Below are 16,257 nucleotides of genomic sequence, written 5' to 3'. Positions count from 1 at the left end.
CATTATGGTTTGAATGACGGCATAACTAATAAGGCCGTCTGAAATTCAAATACAAGCTTGAAACATACTCTTAGTAGGACTTGACGTGCTATGCATATAACATTACAACGTTATCATTTCATCTCATTTAAAAGGCAAGATAGAGCATTGATTCTAAAGATAACATTCATGTTATCTGATACTTAGCCGCTGATAAAAAGTGGTGTAAAAAAGTAACAGAAAAATTTCAGACGGCCTGTTTTTCATACAGAAGGCATAGAAGCAGGACATTTTTGGCATAAAATACAAAATTTAACATTAATGAATTTTTCTTAACCGATAAAGCGTTAATATGCCTGCCGATTTATTGAATCACATCTGATTTTGACTCAAACACATACAGGAGATTAATTATGTCAATCGCTTCAGAATTTAAAGAATTTATTATGCGTGGCAACGTGATCGACCTCGCAGTCGGTATGGTTGTCGGTACAGCATTCAGCAGCATCGTCAAATCATTAGTTGACGATGTAATCATGCCTCCTATCGGTCTGTTGATCGGCGGCGTTGATTTCTCCAACCTGTTCATCACGCTGAAAGACGGCGCACAAGCCGCTCCTGAAGCTGGTTACGCCAACCTGGCGGCTGCTCAAGCAGCCGGTGCCGTTACCCTGAACATCGGTCTGTTCATCAACACTGTAATCAGCTTCCTGATCATCGCCGCTGCCATCTTCTGCGTGGTTAAAGCCATCAACTCTGTGAAAAAAGCCGAAGCTCCTGCTGAAGAAGCACCAGCAGAGCCTAGCGAAGAAGTTCTGTTGTTGCGCGAAATCCGTGACTCTCTGAACAAAAACTAATCACAATACCTAAACATACACACACAAACCAAGGCCGTCTGAAACCATTTCAGACGGCTTTTCTCATACCATTTTTCCTTAAGCCCTTCCTATTGAAAAAACCATGCCTTCCCTTTCTCAGCAATCTATCCTGCTTTTTCAACCATGAAGCAACGCTCATGGTAAACACAAAGAAAATAAGAGCAGCATAACTCCTTGCCAATAAAAAAGCCCGATGCGTTCAACATCGGGCTTTTAACTGGAAAACCAATCTTAATCTTTGCGTGTTTCCACCAAAATCATTTCGACTGCTACGTCTTCCACTTCTACTTTAGGCACATCCGAACGGCGTGTTTTAGCAACCGGTTCAGGTTGTGGCTGTGCGGCAAAAGCGGCAACGGCTTGCGGATCAGTTTCAACGAAGATCAAATCGCCCAAGCTCTCAGGCACAACGATTGCAACAGGCGCTGCTTCGGCTACGGTTTCAGTTTGTGTGGCAACAGTTTCGGCTGGTGCTTCAACCGGTGTAACAGTAGCCGTTGCATTCGGAGACAATACCGCAGAAATGGCTTCTTTGACGTTGCTGACCGCAGATGCAAGCAGGGCTTGTTCGGCATCAGCGCCTTCAGTTTGCGCTACGGCAGGCTCGTCTTCGCTTTCAATCGCAAATACGAATGGCTCTGCGCTGGTCACTTCAGGCTCGGATACTACAATCACCAGCGGCTCGGCTTGATCGCTTTCAGAAGACAATGTCGCATTTGCAGCTTCAACCGTTTCATTCAAACCCAAAACATGCGCTACGGCAAAGAGGACTTTGTCGGCGGTATCGGTAATGTTCAGGTATTGCTCGATTTTTGCTGAAGACGGGATATTGCGTTTTTTGCTGTTGGAACGGCGGTCGTTGCGATTGTTGCGCTGACGGTTGTTGCGTTCACGTCCTTGACGGCCGTTGTTTTTCACACCCTCTTCGCTGCGGGCATTGTCGTCCGTTTCAACTTGCGCCTGTTCGCCATCGGCTTGAACGTTCACGTCCTCAACACGGTTTTCCGCAGATTGATTACGGTTGCGCTCGTTGCGACTGTTGTTGCGGCGGCGTTTATTGCCGTTTTGTTCCGCTTGGTTTTCAGACGGCATCTCAGCCAGTGCAGCCACTTCTTGAACATTTACGTCTTCAACCACTTCCTCAACACGGTTGCGCTCGTTGTTGCGCTCGTTGTTGCGATCATCTCGGCGGTTGTTACGGTTGCGGTTGCGGCGGGTGTCTTTACGCTCGTCGTTGCGGCTTTCGTTTGATTTGTTTTCTTCAAACTTGCTGTCGACAGCTTCGGCATTCACTTCGCGCACTTCGACTTTGCTGCCGTCGTTTTTGTTGTTGCGGCGTGGATTTTGACGGCGGCTGTTTGAACGGCGGTTGCTGTTTTGGCTGCGGTTGGTTGTAGTGCGTTTTTCGGCAGGCTCTTGAGCAACTGCGGCAGGTGCAGGCTCACCGCCGAAAATGCGTTTCAACCAAGCTTTGAAGCTGTCCCACCAAGAGGCTTTTTTCTCAGGGGCAACAGTCGGTGCAGGCTGGGTATGGCGCACGCCTTTGACAGCTGGCTCAGGACGGGAAGCTTTGGCTTTTTCGCTGCCGAAAGGTTTGGCGGATTCGTCTTCTTCCGGCTCGGCGACGCGTTTGTAGCTCGGTTCGCCATCTTCTTCTACGTCATCAATGCGGATGCGGTTGATTTCGTAGTGCGGATTTTCCAAGTGGATATTTGGAATCAGGACGACGTTCACATCCAAACGCTCTTCCATCGCAAACAGCTCGGCGCGTTTTTCGTTCAACAGGAAGGTAGCAACATCGACAGGCACTTGTGCGTGTACTTCACCGGTGTTGTCTTTCATTGCTTCTTCTTGAATGATGCGCAAAACGTGCAGGGCGGTGGATTCGATGCCGCGGATGACGCCGGTACCGGCACAGCGCGGACACGCAACATGGCTGCTTTCGCCCAAAGCCGGTTTCAAACGTTGACGGCTCAATTCCAAAAGGCCGAAACGCGAAAGTTTGCCCATTTGCACGCGGGCGCGGTCTTTTTTGAGCGCGTCGCGCAGGACGTTTTCAACATCGCGCTGGTGCTTGGGGTTTTCCATGTCGATGAAATCGATGACGACCAAACCGCCCAAGTCGCGCAGGCGCATTTGGCGGGCAACCTCTTCGGCGGCTTCCATATTGGTTTTGAACGCGGTGTCTTCGATGTCCGAGCCGCGTGTGGCGCGCGCAGAGTTGACGTCGATGGAAACCAGGGCTTCGGTGTGATCGATCACAATCGCGCCACCGGAAGGCAGGCTGACGCTGCGTGAGAACGCGCTTTCGATTTGGTGTTCAATTTGGAAGCGGGAGAACAGCGGCGTGTGGTCTTGATAGAGTTTCAGACGGCCTACATTGCTCGGCATGACATAGCTCATGAACTCGGCAACTTGGTCGTAAACTTCTTGATTGTCCACCAGAATTTCGCCGATGTCGGGACGGAAATAGTCGCGAATCGCACGAATCAGCAGCGAGCTTTCCATAAAGAGCAGGTAAGGGTCATGATGCGCTTTGCCTGCTTCTTCAATGGCTTGCCAGAGTTGCTTGAGGTAGTTCAAATCCCATTCCAACTCTTCCGCGCTGCGGCCGATGCCGGCAGTACGGGCAATGATGCTCATGCCGTTTGGAATATCGAGTTCGGCCATGGCGGCTTTCAACTCTTGACGCTCTTCGCCTTCGATACGGCGGGATACGCCGCCGCCGCGCGGGTTGTTCGGCATCAATACCAAATAGCGGCCGGCCAGGCTGATGAAGGTGGTCAGCGCCGCGCCTTTGTTGCCGCGTTCGTCTTTTTCGACTTGGACGATAACTTCCATGCCTTCTTTGAGCACGTCCTGAATACGCGCCCTGCCGCCTTCGTAGTCGCGGAAATATGAACGCGATACTTCCTTAAACGGCAAAAAGCCGTGGCGGTCGGTTCCGTAATCGACGAAACACGCTTCCAGCGACGGCTCGATGCGGGTAATGATACCTTTGTAGATATTGCCTTTACGCTGTTCTTTACCCAGCGTTTCGATGTCCAAGTCCAAAAGGTTTTGGCCATCGACAATAGCAACGCGCAACTCTTCGGCCTGCGTTGCGTTGAATAACATTCTTTTCATAGTCACCTCGTGAACAGCGGCCGTTTGATTTGTGAATATCTTTTTCAGACGGCCTGTCTGTCCGGTTGGCACTCTTCAAAGGCGAGATGGGAAAATCCCCGTGTAACCAGTATTTGATTTGAAATCCGCAAGGTTGCATGCTTGAGCTCAAGCCATGTGCGGACGGATTCGGATAAAGAAGGAAATAAAGAACAATGCGGCGGAAAGGTTGATGGTTCCGCTGCCGTCCGAACGCTGATGCTTCGGACAAAATTAAGGCAGCCTACATCTTCTTATTATCGTAGCGCCGGTAATTTCGGACGGTGCTGCGCGGACTGCGTCTTACGCCCGGCCGGACGGCAGGTTCAATTCAAACTTAATTACGGGATTGCGTTTGCCGGCTTTGAACAAACACAAGGAAATGCTTTGCGGAGTGCGTTTTTAATATAAAATCTCGTTTTAACAATAAATCCGTTTCAGACGGCATGCGATGGCAGGTTCAAGTCCCGAAACGGACGTTTGGGATTATAGAGAAAATGCACGCAATACGCAAAGATTCAGTCAGCCTGATTGCCGTTGCCGAACACGAGGAAGGCCAACGCCTTGATAACTATCTGATAAAAATCCTCAAAGGCGTCCCGAAAAGCCATATCCACCGCATTATCCGCGCCGGCGAAGTGCGGCTGAACAAAAAACGCTGCAAACCCGACAACCGCATTCAGGCAGGCGATACCGTCCGCATTCCGCCGATACGCATCGCCGAAAAACAAAGGCCGTCTGAAAGCCAGGCCGCGCCTGCGCGCGAATTTGACATCGTTTATGAAGACGATGCGCTTTTGGTCATCAACAAACCGTCCGGCGTTGCCGTCCACGGCGGCAGCGGCGTGAGTTTCGGCGTCATCGAACAAATCCGCCGCGCCCGTCCCGAAGCGCGTTATCTCGAACTCGTCCACCGCCTCGACAAAGACACCAGCGGCCTTTTGATGATTGCCAAAAAACGCAGCGCCTTGGTGAAACTGCACGAAGCCATCCGCAACGACCATCCGAAAAAAATCTATCTCGCGCTGGGTGTCGGCAGGCTGCCGAACGACCGCGTCCACGTCAAGCTCCCCCTGTTCAAATACACCGGCGCACAAGGCGAAAAAATGGTGCGCGTCAGCGAAGACGGCCAATCCGCCCACACCATCTTCCGCGTGTTAAACCGTTTTTCAGACGGCCTTTTGCACCAAGTCGGCCTATCCGACCTGACCTTTGTCGAAGCCACACTGAAAACCGGCCGTACCCACCAAATCCGCGTCCACCTGCAATCTCAAGACTGCCCCATTGCCGGCGACGAACGCTACGGCGACTATCAAGCCAACAAACGCCTGCAGAAACTCGGTTTGAAAAGAATGTTCCTGCACGCCTCCGAGCTGCACCTTGCCCATCCGCTGACCGGCGAAAAACTGATCCTGAAAGCCCCCCTGCCGCAAGAATTGGCGCAATTTGTTTTAATGTTGGAAAATCAGGAAAAGGCCGTCTGAAAGGAAACCCATGAAACCCAAACTCATTATTTTCGACTGGGACGGCACACTTGCCGACACCACCAACCCCATCATCCACACCTTTCAGCAAAGCTTTGCCGATTGCGGCCTACCCGTTCCCGAAGTCGACCAAATCCGTCCGCTCATCGGATACAGCCTGTCCGGCATCATTCGCCGCCTTGCCCACAACGTCAGCGAACACGTTCAGGAGACCCTGATTGAGACCTATGCCGCGCACTACCTCAATCCCAACAACCGCAACATGACCCTGTTCCCCGAAGCCCTGCCCTGCCTGCAACGCCTGAAGCAACAAGGATATTGGCTTGCCGTCGCCACCGGCAAAGGCCGAAGCGGCTTAGACAAAGCCATCGCACAAACCGACACCCAAGCCTTTTGGCTGGAAACCGCCTGCACCAGCGAATATCCGTCCAAACCTGCGCCCGATATGGTACTCGCCCTCTGCGACCGACTGGGTGTTGAACCGGAAGAGGCCGTCGTCGTCGGCGACACCACCCACGACCTAGAAATGGCCGCCAACGCCAAAATCCGCGCCATCGCCGTCACCACCGGCGCACACACTGCCAAACAGCTTTCCTCCATGCCCCATGTTGCCATGCTCAACAGCTTGGCCGAATTGCCTGATGTATTGGAAACCTTATAAGCATAAAAGGTTATGCAACATCTATATTAAAGGCCGTCTGAAACCTACTTTCAGACGGCCTTTAATTTGTTTTATCGATCTGAGCGCACCCTGACAAATGTTGCAAATTTCGGCGTTCCCTTTTGCGTAAAACCACGATAACGGTAAGTAATCAGCGCACCGATTTTCGGCGGATGGTCGCGGTCTTTATCCTTAAAACCGCTGCCGATACGAAACTCGCCATATTGGTTTTTGCATCCTACCGCACCCAAACGCCCGACATTGCGCCCTTTGCCCTCATAATGACGCGTTACCGTACATTCATCATCATATTCACTTTTCAGCTTCAACAGCTGCCCATTTCTACCGCTTGCATAACGGGCTTCAGGTTGACGCAGCATCACCCCTTCCCCACCCAGCGCTTCAACTTGTTTCAAAAAATCCAAAGCATGCTGTTTGTCGCGCACCTTGACTTGCGGAATAACCGTAAACCGTGCCGACGGGTGTGATTTCAGCCATTTCGAAGCCGTTTCCAGACGCTGATACAGATTACCCTGCGCCTGTGGCACATCAAAAACATGCAAGCGGATGCCGTCCCAAGTTCCCGAGGCAGAACGCACCGTCGCGGAAATTTGCTCAAACCGCCCTCGTCCGCTGTACAACTCACCATCCATCGGAAACGGCGGAAAACCTGCTGTAAAACCTTTGGGCGGTGTAAACGCATAACCCTGACGACTGACCAGCTGCCTGCCGTCCCAATACGCGCGTACGCCATCCAACTTTTCACTCATGGCCCAACCGGCAATATCTTGATTTTTATATTCCTGCGCCAACAACAAATCTGCACCAAACGCCGCAGAGATGAAAGAAGCCGCAAAAATCGGTATCATGGTTCGCATTACATTATTCATAAGACACTTTTCCAGACTTGCTTTTTATTATATGTGCATAATAACAAAAGACCGTCTGAAACGTAAACAACATTAAATAAGCCTTTCCCAGGAACACCCATGGCACTCCAATTTGAAATCAACGCCGTTACCCCTTTCCGTCAAAACTGCACGCTGATTTGGGATGACGAAACCAAAGAAGCCGTTTTGACCGATGTCGGCGGCGACGTACCCTATTTATTGCAACAAGTCCAAAACAAAGGCCTCAAGCTGACCGCCATTTGGCTGACCCACGGCCATCTTGACCACGCAGGCGGCGTGGTTGAGCTTTTGAAAACCTGCGACGTACCCGTTCTCGGCCCGCACAAAGACGACGAATTCCTGCTCCAAGCCCTTCCGCAAACGACGGCGCAATACGGCTTCCCTGTTTCTCCGTCATTCACGCCGACATGCTGGCTGGAAGAAGGGGAAACGCTCAAGGTCGGCAATCACAGCTTCCAAGTCCTCCACATTCCCGGCCACACTCCCGGCCAAGTCGTTTTTTACAACGCCGAAAATGAACTTTTAGTCGCAGGCGATGTTTTATTTTATGAGACTGTCGGTCGCACAGATTTTCCACGCGGCAATCATGATGATCTCATAAACAATATCTGCGCTAAACTATTAACCCTGCCCGAAACCACGCAAGTTATAGCCGGACACGGCCGTATGACCAGTATCGGGCATGAGAAAAGGTACAATCCGTTTCTGGTTCGCTAATATGAATTTTGTATAAAGCCAACATTTTGGCATACTCAGATTATGCGTATAAAAGAAAACTGGCATACAATTTGCAGGGATAACACCCGAAAGATTAAGTACCTAATCTCCGGCAAATGCCAAAAAGAACTAAAGCACAAAGATAACAAGGTATTACGCAATACAACCTGATTTATCGAAAACCGGACATCTCTAAACCCCAAGCCTTACTCGAAGTGAAATTGTTACAAAGTGACAATAAATGTCAGTCAGGCCGTCTGAACGGCTCTGCCGATTCAGGCGAATACAACGGAGATGAGGCGCAATGCCCTGCCGGAATGTGCCGATGTTCTGTTTGTCAAACCGTCGGGTACATCTTTAAGAAGCACAACATTATTTGGGTAAACCGGCAAACTCGCTGCCGGCACTAACAGGCCGTCTGAAAAGTTCGGCCGGTAAAATCAATAAAAGGATTATCAAATGAAAAAAATCGCAAAAGTAGGTTTCGTCCTGCTGGCTACCGGCCTGCTGGCCGCCTGTGCTACTAAGAGCAAAATCACTCCTGAAGGCACTACAGACGAGCCACGCTTCCCTAAACCTTACTCCCTGACCTTCAACAAAGACCGCGGTACATTCCCGACTTTTGACGAGCTGGATCAAATGCGTCCTGGTCTAACCAAAGACGACATCTACAAAATCCTCGGCCGTCCTCACTACGACGAAGGCATGGTTGGCGTGCGTGAATGGGACTACCTGTTCCACTTCTACACCCCAGGCGTAGGCGTTGACCCTGAAAACACTTCTGGCGTTGAAGGCATCACTACTTGCCAATACAAAGTGATCTACGACAAAGACAAATTTGCACGCAGCTTCTTCTGGAATCCAGTATTCCCTAAAGATGCCGTATGTCCTCCTCCAGCACCTACACCTAAACAAGAGCCTCAAGTGATCATCCGCGAGATCATTAAAGAAGCTCCTAACCGCATCCGTCAATAAGGACAAATTTGAAACGGATCCTATTGGGTATAGCCTTGGCAGCAGGTCTGAATTCTTTGGCCGCTGCCGATGCTGTCAGCGACTATATCCAGCGTAAAAAAGTTGTGGTCAATACAGCTAAGGCGGAGCTTTGCTTTGCCGACGACGGTCAGTGCCATCCGGTACTGATTGGCAAGACCACGCCGAAAGGCAAATTCAATATGACGCCGATGATGACCAGCAAACCGGGTTACGGTGGCGAGGTTATCGGCTTCAAAGAAGAAAATGACTTTCTGTTTGCGTTACACAGGGTATGGACGCTCAAGCCACAGGAAAGACGCATGGAACGCATCGTCTCCCCTCATGTGGCCGACCGCATCATAACCAATGGTTGTATCAACGTACAGAATAATGTGTACGAAAAACTGCGTCAGTATTTCATTTTAGAAGTCATCTGATGTAGGCTTTAGTTTGAATAAAGGCCGTCTGAAAATTTTTCAGACGGCCTTTTCTTTTTATTCGTAAAACCTTTATGACTGGCTATACTGATACAGTCTTGATGGCACGGCAACTTCGTTGAGGCTGCTGATTCAGAAAAAGAAAACTCTATCAACCTAACGCGTAAATCTAAAAGAAAGTCCGCCTAAAAGTTCAGGCAGCCTTTATTGTTTACAAACAAAGAATATGTTAACCTCTTGTTATCGAATAGACTTAATCATTCGTAATATTATTTAACAACACAAAAAGGACTCTATCTTATGAACCGTCGTCAATTTATCGGCAGCGCCGCTGCTGTCTCTCTCACCGCCGCCGCTTCTTTTGCCCGTGCTCACGACCATGCAGGTCATGCACACCACGCCGGTCATGCTGGTCACGCGCATTCTGCACCGCGCGCCTACGAAGCTGCGCGCAAAGCGGCCGCACATTGCGTTGAAGCCGGTCAAATCTGCCTGACTCACTGCATCACTCTGTTGAGCTCCGGTGATACTTCCATGAAAGACTGCGCAACCGGCGTTAACCAAATGTTGGCACTGTGCGGCACCTTGCAAAACCTCGCTGCCCAAAATTCACGCCTGACCCCATCTTTGGCAAAAGTGTGCATCGAAGCCTGCAAACAATGTGCTGCCGCCTGCAAAGAACACGCCGGCCACCACGCTGAATGCAAAGCCTGCTACGAATCTTGCTTGGCTTGCATTAAAGAATGCGAAAAAATTGCCGCTTAAGCACTATTGAAAAAAGGCCGTCTGAAATTCAGACGGCCTTTTATTTTGCTATTTTGTTTACGCTATTCGGCTGCAAGCTCTTGCTCATCCAGCAGTTTTTTCCGAACAATCGCAGGGTTGCCCGCAGCCACGCAATAAGGCGGCACATCTTTGGTAACCACCGAACCTGCACCAATTACCGCGCCTTTACCGATGGTAACGCCGCCCATGATAATCGCACGCCGGCCAATCCAAACATCATCTTCAATCACAATCGGGCTGATATCTGTATAACCTTCGAAGCGGCGGGTTTCAGGGTTGAATTTGTGGTTGGTCGAATAAAACAGGCATTCCGGCCCCATCATCACGTTCTTGCCGAGGGTCAAACCGCGGCAGATTTCGCAATTTACGCCGATACCCGAATTGTCGCCGACTACCGTATCCGGAAAGACGTATCCGCCTTTTTCAATATTGACGTTTTTACCGATGTTTGGAGAAATACACGCAGCCAAAGCAACACGGAATTTTTGCGCAATTCTGCCGAATGGTTTGCAATAAGACGGGGGCAACACTCCTCCCAAAACACGCAAAATGCACGTCAATATCTTTTTCCACATTGATTCCGTCTCCTGTTCGTACAAGCGTAAATATTATTCAGACTATTATTCTTCTTAAAGTTTCACATCTAGAGGAGGTTTTACATCCTCTTTTCAGTTAGATTACAATCTGATCGCATAATATTTGGTTCGATATTCTATTCTAAACTGTTCTCTTCTGTTGCGAAACTACCCTGCATACAAAATATCCTCTTGACGAAACAGCCAAAAATAGCGAAAATTCCACGCTTAACTGAAGTACAGGCAAAACCCCTGTGCCCGCTTAATCGAAAGGAAATCAAATGAAACAAGGTATTCACCCGAACTACCACGAAATCAACGTTACCTGCTCTTGCGGCAACAAATTCGTGACCAAATCTGCAATGGAAAAAGACAGCTTCAACGTTGAGGTTTGCTCTCTGTGCCACCCTTTCTACACCGGTACTCAAAAAATCGTCGACACTACCGGTCGTGTGGACAAATTCAACAACAAATTCGGCAACCTGTTCAAACGCTAATTGCCGCTTTGTCAAAAAGACTGCTTCGTGCAGTCTTTTTTGCATTCAGGCCGTCTGAAATATTTCTGTCAGACGGCCTGAGCTTTTTGTCGTCAACCGAATACCATATCATTCCAAACACCCGATAAAAACGAGCCGTAAGCATTGTTTTACAAAGCCCTCCAGTCCGGCATATCGCGCAAACCCGTCAAACCCTGTACCATTGCTATTCAAATCAACCGTTTTTTGACCTTCCATGCTGACTTACACACCGCCCGATCCGCGCCGCCCCCAAAAAACCCATGAAAAACCATGGCTTCTGCTGCTGATGGCCTTTGCCTGGCTGTGGCCGGGCGTGTTCTCGCATGACTTGTGGAACCCTGCCGAACCCTCCCTCTTTACCGCCTCCGAATCCATGAAAAACGGCGGCAGCCTGTTAATTGCACAAATCTTCGGCCAACCCGATTTCACCATCTCCCCTGCTTTTTTATGGGCGGCAACCGCATTCCAAACCCTGTTTTCACCTTGGGCAGCCGATGCCTATGATGCCGCGCGTTTTGCCGGCGTGGTATTCACCGCCATCGGACTGACCGCCTGCGGTTTTGCCGGTTTCAACTTTCTCGGCAGACACCATGGCCGCAGTGTTGTCTTAATCCTTATCGGCAGCATCGGTTTACTGCCCATCGCCCACTTCCTCAATCCCATGTCGGCCGTCTTTGCTGCATTTGGATTGATTCTGTGCGGCTTCTCACTGGCACGCCGCCGCGTCATTATTGCCATTTTGCTGTTGTGCGGCGGCTGGGTTTTACTCTCCCTCTCCTCAGGCTATCTGCTGACCGCAGCCATGATTTTTTTGGCACTTGCCCTGTCGTTCCATTCCACTTGGCAAAGCAAACGCTATCTGCTGACTCTGATTGGCACCATCGTCGTTTCCCTGCCCCTGCTGATTCTGTATCCGCTGGTTTTATCCAGAACCCATCCCGAATGGTTTGATATTTGGTTCAACCATTATTCCTTAGGCGTATTCGGCGGTTTCCATCAGATTCAGACGGCCTTCAACCTGCCCTATTATCTGAAAAACCTGCTGTGGTTTGCCCTGCCTGCTTGGCCGCTGGCGGCATGGACGCTCAGCCGCACGCGTATCCACGATAAAAACTGGGGCATTCTGAGCCTGTCGTGGCTGATTATCATGACAGCCCTACTCGCCATCAATCCGCAACGCCTGCAAGACAACCTCGTTTGGCTGTTGCCGCCACTCGCCCTACTCGGCGCGGCACAACTGGACGGCCTGCGTCGCGGTGCAGTGGCATTTATCAACTGGTTCGGCATCATGGCATTCGGTTTCATTGCCGTCTTCCTGTGGCTGGGCTTCTTCGCCATGAACTACGGCTGGCCCGCCAAACTAGCCGAACGCGCCGCCTATTTTAGCCCGTATTACATCCCCGACATCGACCCGATTCCGATGGCCGTCGCCCTGCTGTTTACCCCGTTATGGCTTTGGGCGATTACGCGTAAAAACATCCGTGGCCGCCAAGCCGTAACCAACTGGGCAGCCGGCGTTACCTTGGCCTGGGCTTTGCTGATGACCCTGTTTTTACCGTGGCTCAACGCCGCCAAAAGCCATGCGCCGGTCGTACACCAAATGGAAGCCGCGCTTTCTTCCGAATTGAAACAGAAACTTTCAGACGGCCTCGAATGTATCAACATCGACAGCCAAGACCAGCGCACACGCATCGCGTGGACACAATACAGCCATATTAAAACCACGACCGACGACCCGTCCTGCCGCTACCGCCTCATCCGCCAAGCCGCCAACATCGGCGCACCTTCGGGTTGGCAAACCTTGTGGCAAGGCGCAAGACCGCGTAACAAAGCCGAGACTTTCCTATTACTGGAAAAAACTGCGGCACAATAAATCCGTGACACTAGCCATAAAGCTGAATATTCCTGCTACATTCAAATAAAAGGCCGTCTGAAAGAACTTTTATCCTTTCAGACGGCCTTTGACTTACTTTAACGCCGCTTCCCGTACAATGGCCCTTTTCCCTTATCTGCCTAAAAACATGAAACCCAACCGCCTTTTGCCCCTCGTCCTCTTATTAACCGCCCTCTCCGCCCATGCCAAAGATTTCATTATCTACGACCGCATGGACTATGTCGGCAAACCCGACCTTACTGCCGACAAACTCTCCAAAGTGTTCTTGGTTTACGAAAGCGAGCTGGTCAAACCCGATCCGACGGGCAAACGCAAACACGGCGTACTCAACGAAGCGCGTATCCGTGAATTGGCCAAACAATCGCGCCGCGAAGGCTACCGCACCATTTCCACCGACATCGAAAGCTGGTTTGCCGAAAAAGACGGCCAACTGCTGACCCCCGACGAATTAAGAACCGACTTTGCGCGGATGTACCAAATCTTCAGAGAAGAAAACCCGCGCGCCTTCATCAGCAACTACGGCATGCCTTCCGAACACCTGCACGGCATCCGCCACTACCGCCCCAACGTTGACAACGAAGCCATCTTGGCCAAATGGCGGCAAGTCAGCAAACGCCGCGTGCCCACCGCCGCCATCAGCGACTATGCCAATCCTGTGTTCTACATCACTTCCCCCGATTTGGTGCAATGGGAAAAAGACGTGAAAACCGCCGTTGACGACATTCATCAACGCTTTCCCAACAAAAAAATCATCGGCTACATCTGGCCGCAATATTATTCGGCCACCAACAGCCCTTATTTCAAGCAGTTCATCGACCCCGTCCGCTGGCGCAAAATGCTCGAAATCAGCAAAAAATACACCGACGGCGTGATTATCTGGTCGGACAAGCGCGATGAAAACAACCAAATCGTGCGCTGGAACGATCCGCGTATTCAAGCCACGATGAAAGCGACTCAAGCCTTCATCCATGCCAATGCCAAAGAAATCAAGGTAGAAGGTTTGCAGAAATATTAAAAACAAGGCGGGCATATTTGCCCGCCTCTTTATAATATGCAGTTAATTCCTAATAGTATTCATAAAGCTGTTAGGCATACTGGTCAAAAATCGTTAAAGAAAGGTCAGTAAAAATGAGAAAACTATCAATATTATCAGATGAGGGATTGGTTCCAATAAGAACAATTCAACAATTTGCTGAAGATATAGGGGTCGTTTTTCCTGTTTCATATGTATCACTTCTTAGTAAACATGACTATTTATACCCTAAAGAAAATATTTTCAATTTTGTCAATCAATACGGTGAAAATGATGAAAGGGACATTTCATTTTTAGGGTATAAGCAAAATTTAGGCTATGAAGATATTTATAGCTATTCATGTATTGATAATGAATATGGGTATGCAAAAAAAGTGATTGCTTTTGGGATTTCAGCTAATGGCGATTATATCTGTTTTGATTATAGAAAATGCAATGAAAATCCATGTATCATTCTGATGTATCATGATGATTTTTATGAAGATGAGAATGGAGATACAAAAATGGTAACTAGCCATATTGCAGATAGTTTTGATGCCTTTTTGGATATGCTATATGAACTTTCAGATTAAGTGTGTAGGTTGAGTTGAAAACCCAACTAAATTAAAAAGATCGTCTGAAATCAGCGGCCTTAAAGAAGGACGAACAGACAGCTCTTAAAATTTATTCCGTCATAAAAGAGCAAGTCAAGCATGAATGTAGTTCCAAAGGAAGAATTACCGAATGTCATCAAAATGTAGGACGCATCACCGAATTTATCCAAGATAAACACTTTGACAGTCGGTTTAAGGACTTGAAAAACGAATCCATAGGCTATCTAAACCGACATCCCGATTGGGTGCCCGACTACCTAAAGGCCGAATATGAAAAGCTGGATGCGGAAGACAAAAGCATCCTACATCGCTACGTCAAACCCGGAGCTGAAATCGTTTCGGGCAGTTTGGGGGTTGTGCTTTCCAGTGTAACTGGAGGCGGATCTTGTGCCGAGACTTTCGGCTTAGGCTGTGCCGCCGCTTTGGTTGGTGTAACGTCTTCCTACGATCATGTCATTACTGGGACGAAAAACTTCGGAAAAAAAGCCAGCGAGCAACGACCGACGATTACAGTCCAGACCTTGAAGCAGTTGGGGTTGTCGGAGCAAGCTGCGGAATATGTTCAGTTTTCTATAGATTTGTTCAGTGTGGGTAAATCAGGAGCCGGTATGCCTAAGGCTAAGCCTGTGTCTGATGCAAAACCGAGATGGGAGGTTGATAGGAAGCTTAATAAATTGACAACTCGTGAGCAGGTGGAGAAAAATGTTCAGGAAATAAGAAACGGAAATAAAAACAGCAACTTTAACCAACATGCTCAAATAAAAAAAGAAATTAAGAAATTAAGCAGAGGTCCATCTGGGCTAATCGGAAAAGAATTTGAAGATTGGTTAGTTAAATTTCATGGAGGAAATGGAAGCTTTAAAATGGGAGTGAGAGAGTTTGACGGTGCTATTACAATCAATCGTTGGTATGAAGCCAAATCTGGTAATTTCTGGAGAGATCACACTTCTACACCTCAAAAATTCGAAAGATTTAAATCAGATATGGGTGATAGACTGAAAATTGCAACAAAAAATGGAGCAACATATGAATTACATTCAAATACACCAATCCCCAAACATGTTAAAGAATTTTTGAACAAAAAAGGTATTAAATATTTTGAATATTAAAAGTTATAGGAGATTTAAAAATGTCAAGAAGTGTAAATTTAGATATTGATTTATCCATGAATAATAAAAAATTTTCTCGTTATGAAATACTAGAATGCTTATTGTATGGAGGTTGGAGTTTTCTAGATGATGGAAATTTTGTTTACTTACCACTTGGCGATAAAGACTATGATTGGAATTCAGCTTCTATGTCAGAAAAAGAAATTTTAAATTTTTTAAGAATAAAAAGCAATTTAGATGAAGTAATCGGATTTTCAATAACATGGGCTGACACCAATATTGGTGGACAAGTTTTATTTTTCCCTAATTTTGAATTCTCATTTAGCATCACCATTAATATTAAAAATTTTGGTAAAGACATAGTTGATGTTAACTGGTATTTGATTAAATTATTACCTATTTTTGATAAGAATGGTATTTTATATAATTCTATTAGATATCAGGAATATAGATAAATCATAAATTAGTAAGCCGTAGCCCATATGAAATCTAAACTCAACAAGTAGGATGTGCATGGAACGCACGCATACGGTTCTCAAGGTTTGAGCTAAGAGGCCGTCTGA

The 16,257-nt window shown here is 48.3% G+C and carries 15 protein-coding genes and 1 pseudogene; 13 read left to right on the top strand and 3 right to left on the bottom strand.

What is annotated here, in order from left to right; all coding sequences use genetic code 11:
- Positions 1-392: 392 nt before the first annotated feature.
- Positions 393-836, top strand: coding sequence for a large conductance mechanosensitive channel protein MscL (mscL, locus tag HMPREF2606_RS03110; RefSeq protein WP_070712060.1), 444 nt, complete (start codon positions 393-395; stop codon positions 834-836).
- 252 nt (positions 837-1,088) lie between these two features.
- On the opposite strand, the gene HMPREF2606_RS03105 is transcribed toward mscL, so the two are convergent.
- Complete coding sequence (locus tag HMPREF2606_RS03105; protein WP_070712059.1) at positions 1,089-3,983, bottom strand: Rne/Rng family ribonuclease; 2,895 nt, start codon at positions 3,981-3,983, stop codon at positions 1,089-1,091.
- A 515-nt stretch (positions 3,984-4,498) separates the two neighbouring features.
- Here HMPREF2606_RS03105 and HMPREF2606_RS03100 point away from each other — a divergent pair.
- Both HMPREF2606_RS03100 and HMPREF2606_RS03095 read left to right on the top strand, forming a co-directional pair.
- The gene (locus HMPREF2606_RS03100) at positions 4,499-5,485 is read left to right on the top strand and encodes an RluA family pseudouridine synthase (protein WP_070583980.1); all 987 of its coding nucleotides are present in this window, start codon (positions 4,499-4,501) and stop codon (positions 5,483-5,485) included.
- A 10-nt stretch (positions 5,486-5,495) separates the two neighbouring features.
- Positions 5,496-6,146: an HAD-IA family hydrolase gene (locus HMPREF2606_RS03095; protein WP_070583982.1), complete on the top strand. Its 651-nt coding sequence runs from the start codon at positions 5,496-5,498 to the stop codon at positions 6,144-6,146.
- Between the two features lie 71 nt (positions 6,147-6,217).
- Here HMPREF2606_RS03095 and HMPREF2606_RS03090 read toward each other — a convergent pair whose 3' ends face one another.
- Positions 6,218-7,024 carry a DNA ligase gene (locus tag HMPREF2606_RS03090; RefSeq protein ID WP_070461150.1) on the bottom strand — a complete coding sequence of 269 codons (807 nt, stop codon included), beginning with the start codon at positions 7,022-7,024 and terminating at the stop codon, positions 6,218-6,220.
- Between the two features lie 111 nt (positions 7,025-7,135).
- Between HMPREF2606_RS03090 and HMPREF2606_RS03085 the strand changes: the two genes are divergently transcribed.
- The 4 genes from HMPREF2606_RS03085 to HMPREF2606_RS03070 all read left to right on the top strand — a co-directional run bounded on the left by HMPREF2606_RS03085 (position 7,136) and on the right by HMPREF2606_RS03070 (position 9,951).
- The gene (locus HMPREF2606_RS03085) at positions 7,136-7,774 is read left to right on the top strand and encodes an MBL fold metallo-hydrolase (RefSeq protein WP_070583984.1); all 639 of its coding nucleotides are present in this window, start codon (positions 7,136-7,138) and stop codon (positions 7,772-7,774) included.
- A gap of 459 nt (positions 7,775-8,233) precedes the next feature.
- Complete coding sequence (locus HMPREF2606_RS03080; RefSeq protein ID WP_070461158.1) at positions 8,234-8,749, top strand: outer membrane protein assembly factor BamE; 516 nt, start codon at positions 8,234-8,236, stop codon at positions 8,747-8,749.
- A gap of 8 nt (positions 8,750-8,757) precedes the next feature.
- Complete coding sequence (locus tag HMPREF2606_RS03075; RefSeq protein WP_049329449.1) at positions 8,758-9,186, top strand: hypothetical protein; 429 nt, start codon at positions 8,758-8,760, stop codon at positions 9,184-9,186.
- A gap of 300 nt (positions 9,187-9,486) precedes the next feature.
- A complete protein-coding gene (locus tag HMPREF2606_RS03070; RefSeq protein ID WP_070583986.1) occupies positions 9,487-9,951 on the top strand; it encodes a four-helix bundle copper-binding protein in 465 nt (154 codons plus the stop codon).
- Positions 9,952-10,013: 62 nt separating this feature from the next.
- On the opposite strand, the gene HMPREF2606_RS03065 is transcribed toward HMPREF2606_RS03070, so the two are convergent.
- On the bottom strand, positions 10,014-10,547 hold the full coding sequence (locus HMPREF2606_RS03065; RefSeq protein WP_070583988.1) for an acyltransferase: 534 nt from the start codon (positions 10,545-10,547) through the stop codon (positions 10,014-10,016).
- Between the two features lie 281 nt (positions 10,548-10,828).
- Here HMPREF2606_RS03065 and rpmE point away from each other — a divergent pair, with 281 nt between their 5' ends.
- From rpmE to HMPREF2606_RS03035, 6 genes and pseudogenes are all read left to right on the top strand, one after another.
- Entirely contained in the window at positions 10,829-11,044 is a 216-nt protein-coding gene (rpmE, locus tag HMPREF2606_RS03060) for a 50S ribosomal protein L31 (protein ID WP_003681847.1), read from the top strand.
- A 235-nt stretch (positions 11,045-11,279) separates the two neighbouring features.
- Complete coding sequence (locus tag HMPREF2606_RS03055) at positions 11,280-12,938, top strand: ArnT family glycosyltransferase (protein WP_070712058.1); 1,659 nt, start codon at positions 11,280-11,282, stop codon at positions 12,936-12,938.
- A 148-nt stretch (positions 12,939-13,086) separates the two neighbouring features.
- Positions 13,087-13,974 carry a hypothetical protein gene (locus HMPREF2606_RS03050; protein ID WP_225905452.1) on the top strand — a complete coding sequence of 296 codons (888 nt, stop codon included), beginning with the start codon at positions 13,087-13,089 and terminating at the stop codon, positions 13,972-13,974.
- Between the two features lie 113 nt (positions 13,975-14,087).
- Positions 14,088-14,564, top strand: a complete 477-nt coding sequence (locus tag HMPREF2606_RS03045; RefSeq protein ID WP_070712056.1) for an SMI1/KNR4 family protein — start codon at positions 14,088-14,090, stop codon at positions 14,562-14,564.
- A gap of 617 nt (positions 14,565-15,181) precedes the next feature.
- Positions 15,182-15,367 (top strand): annotated as a pseudogene (locus tag HMPREF2606_RS11105) (septum formation inhibitor Maf); the annotation flags it as partial.
- A gap of 347 nt (positions 15,368-15,714) precedes the next feature.
- Positions 15,715-16,149 carry a hypothetical protein gene (locus tag HMPREF2606_RS03035; protein WP_283122336.1) on the top strand — a complete coding sequence of 145 codons (435 nt, stop codon included), beginning with the start codon at positions 15,715-15,717 and terminating at the stop codon, positions 16,147-16,149.
- Positions 16,150-16,257 lie beyond the last annotated feature (108 nt).

Source organism: Neisseria sp. HMSC070H10 (assembly GCF_001837635.1).
Taxonomy (GTDB): domain Bacteria; phylum Pseudomonadota; class Gammaproteobacteria; order Burkholderiales; family Neisseriaceae; genus Neisseria; species Neisseria subflava_A.
The sequence above is the reverse complement of the archived record's forward strand: the minus strand, read 5'-3'. Positions and strand labels throughout refer to the sequence as shown.

Excerpts from the sequence above, each read along its gene's own strand:
- HMPREF2606_RS03055 (WP_070712058.1), top strand. The coding sequence starts at position 11,280 with ATGCTGACTTACACACCGCCCGATCCGCGCCGCCCCCAAAAAACCCAT.
- mscL (WP_070712060.1), top strand. The coding sequence starts at position 393 with ATGTCAATCGCTTCAGAATTTAAAGAATTTATTATGCGTGGCAACGTG.
- HMPREF2606_RS03080 (WP_070461158.1), top strand. The coding sequence starts at position 8,234 with ATGAAAAAAATCGCAAAAGTAGGTTTCGTCCTGCTGGCTACCGGCCTG.
- HMPREF2606_RS03045 (WP_070712056.1), top strand. The coding sequence starts at position 14,088 with ATGAGAAAACTATCAATATTATCAGATGAGGGATTGGTTCCAATAAGA.
- HMPREF2606_RS03050 (WP_225905452.1), top strand. The coding sequence starts at position 13,087 with ATGAAACCCAACCGCCTTTTGCCCCTCGTCCTCTTATTAACCGCCCTC.
- HMPREF2606_RS03095 (WP_070583982.1), top strand. The coding sequence starts at position 5,496 with ATGAAACCCAAACTCATTATTTTCGACTGGGACGGCACACTTGCCGAC.
- HMPREF2606_RS03035 (WP_283122336.1), top strand. The coding sequence starts at position 15,715 with ATGTCAAGAAGTGTAAATTTAGATATTGATTTATCCATGAATAATAAA.
- HMPREF2606_RS03065 (WP_070583988.1), bottom strand. The coding sequence starts at position 10,547 with ATGTGGAAAAAGATATTGACGTGCATTTTGCGTGTTTTGGGAGGAGTG.
- HMPREF2606_RS03085 (WP_070583984.1), top strand. The coding sequence starts at position 7,136 with ATGGCACTCCAATTTGAAATCAACGCCGTTACCCCTTTCCGTCAAAAC.
- HMPREF2606_RS03070 (WP_070583986.1), top strand. The coding sequence starts at position 9,487 with ATGAACCGTCGTCAATTTATCGGCAGCGCCGCTGCTGTCTCTCTCACC.
- HMPREF2606_RS03105 (WP_070712059.1), bottom strand. The coding sequence starts at position 3,983 with ATGAAAAGAATGTTATTCAACGCAACGCAGGCCGAAGAGTTGCGCGTT.
- HMPREF2606_RS03090 (WP_070461150.1), bottom strand. The coding sequence starts at position 7,024 with ATGCGAACCATGATACCGATTTTTGCGGCTTCTTTCATCTCTGCGGCG.
- rpmE (WP_003681847.1), top strand. The coding sequence starts at position 10,829 with ATGAAACAAGGTATTCACCCGAACTACCACGAAATCAACGTTACCTGC.
- HMPREF2606_RS03100 (WP_070583980.1), top strand. The coding sequence starts at position 4,499 with ATGCACGCAATACGCAAAGATTCAGTCAGCCTGATTGCCGTTGCCGAA.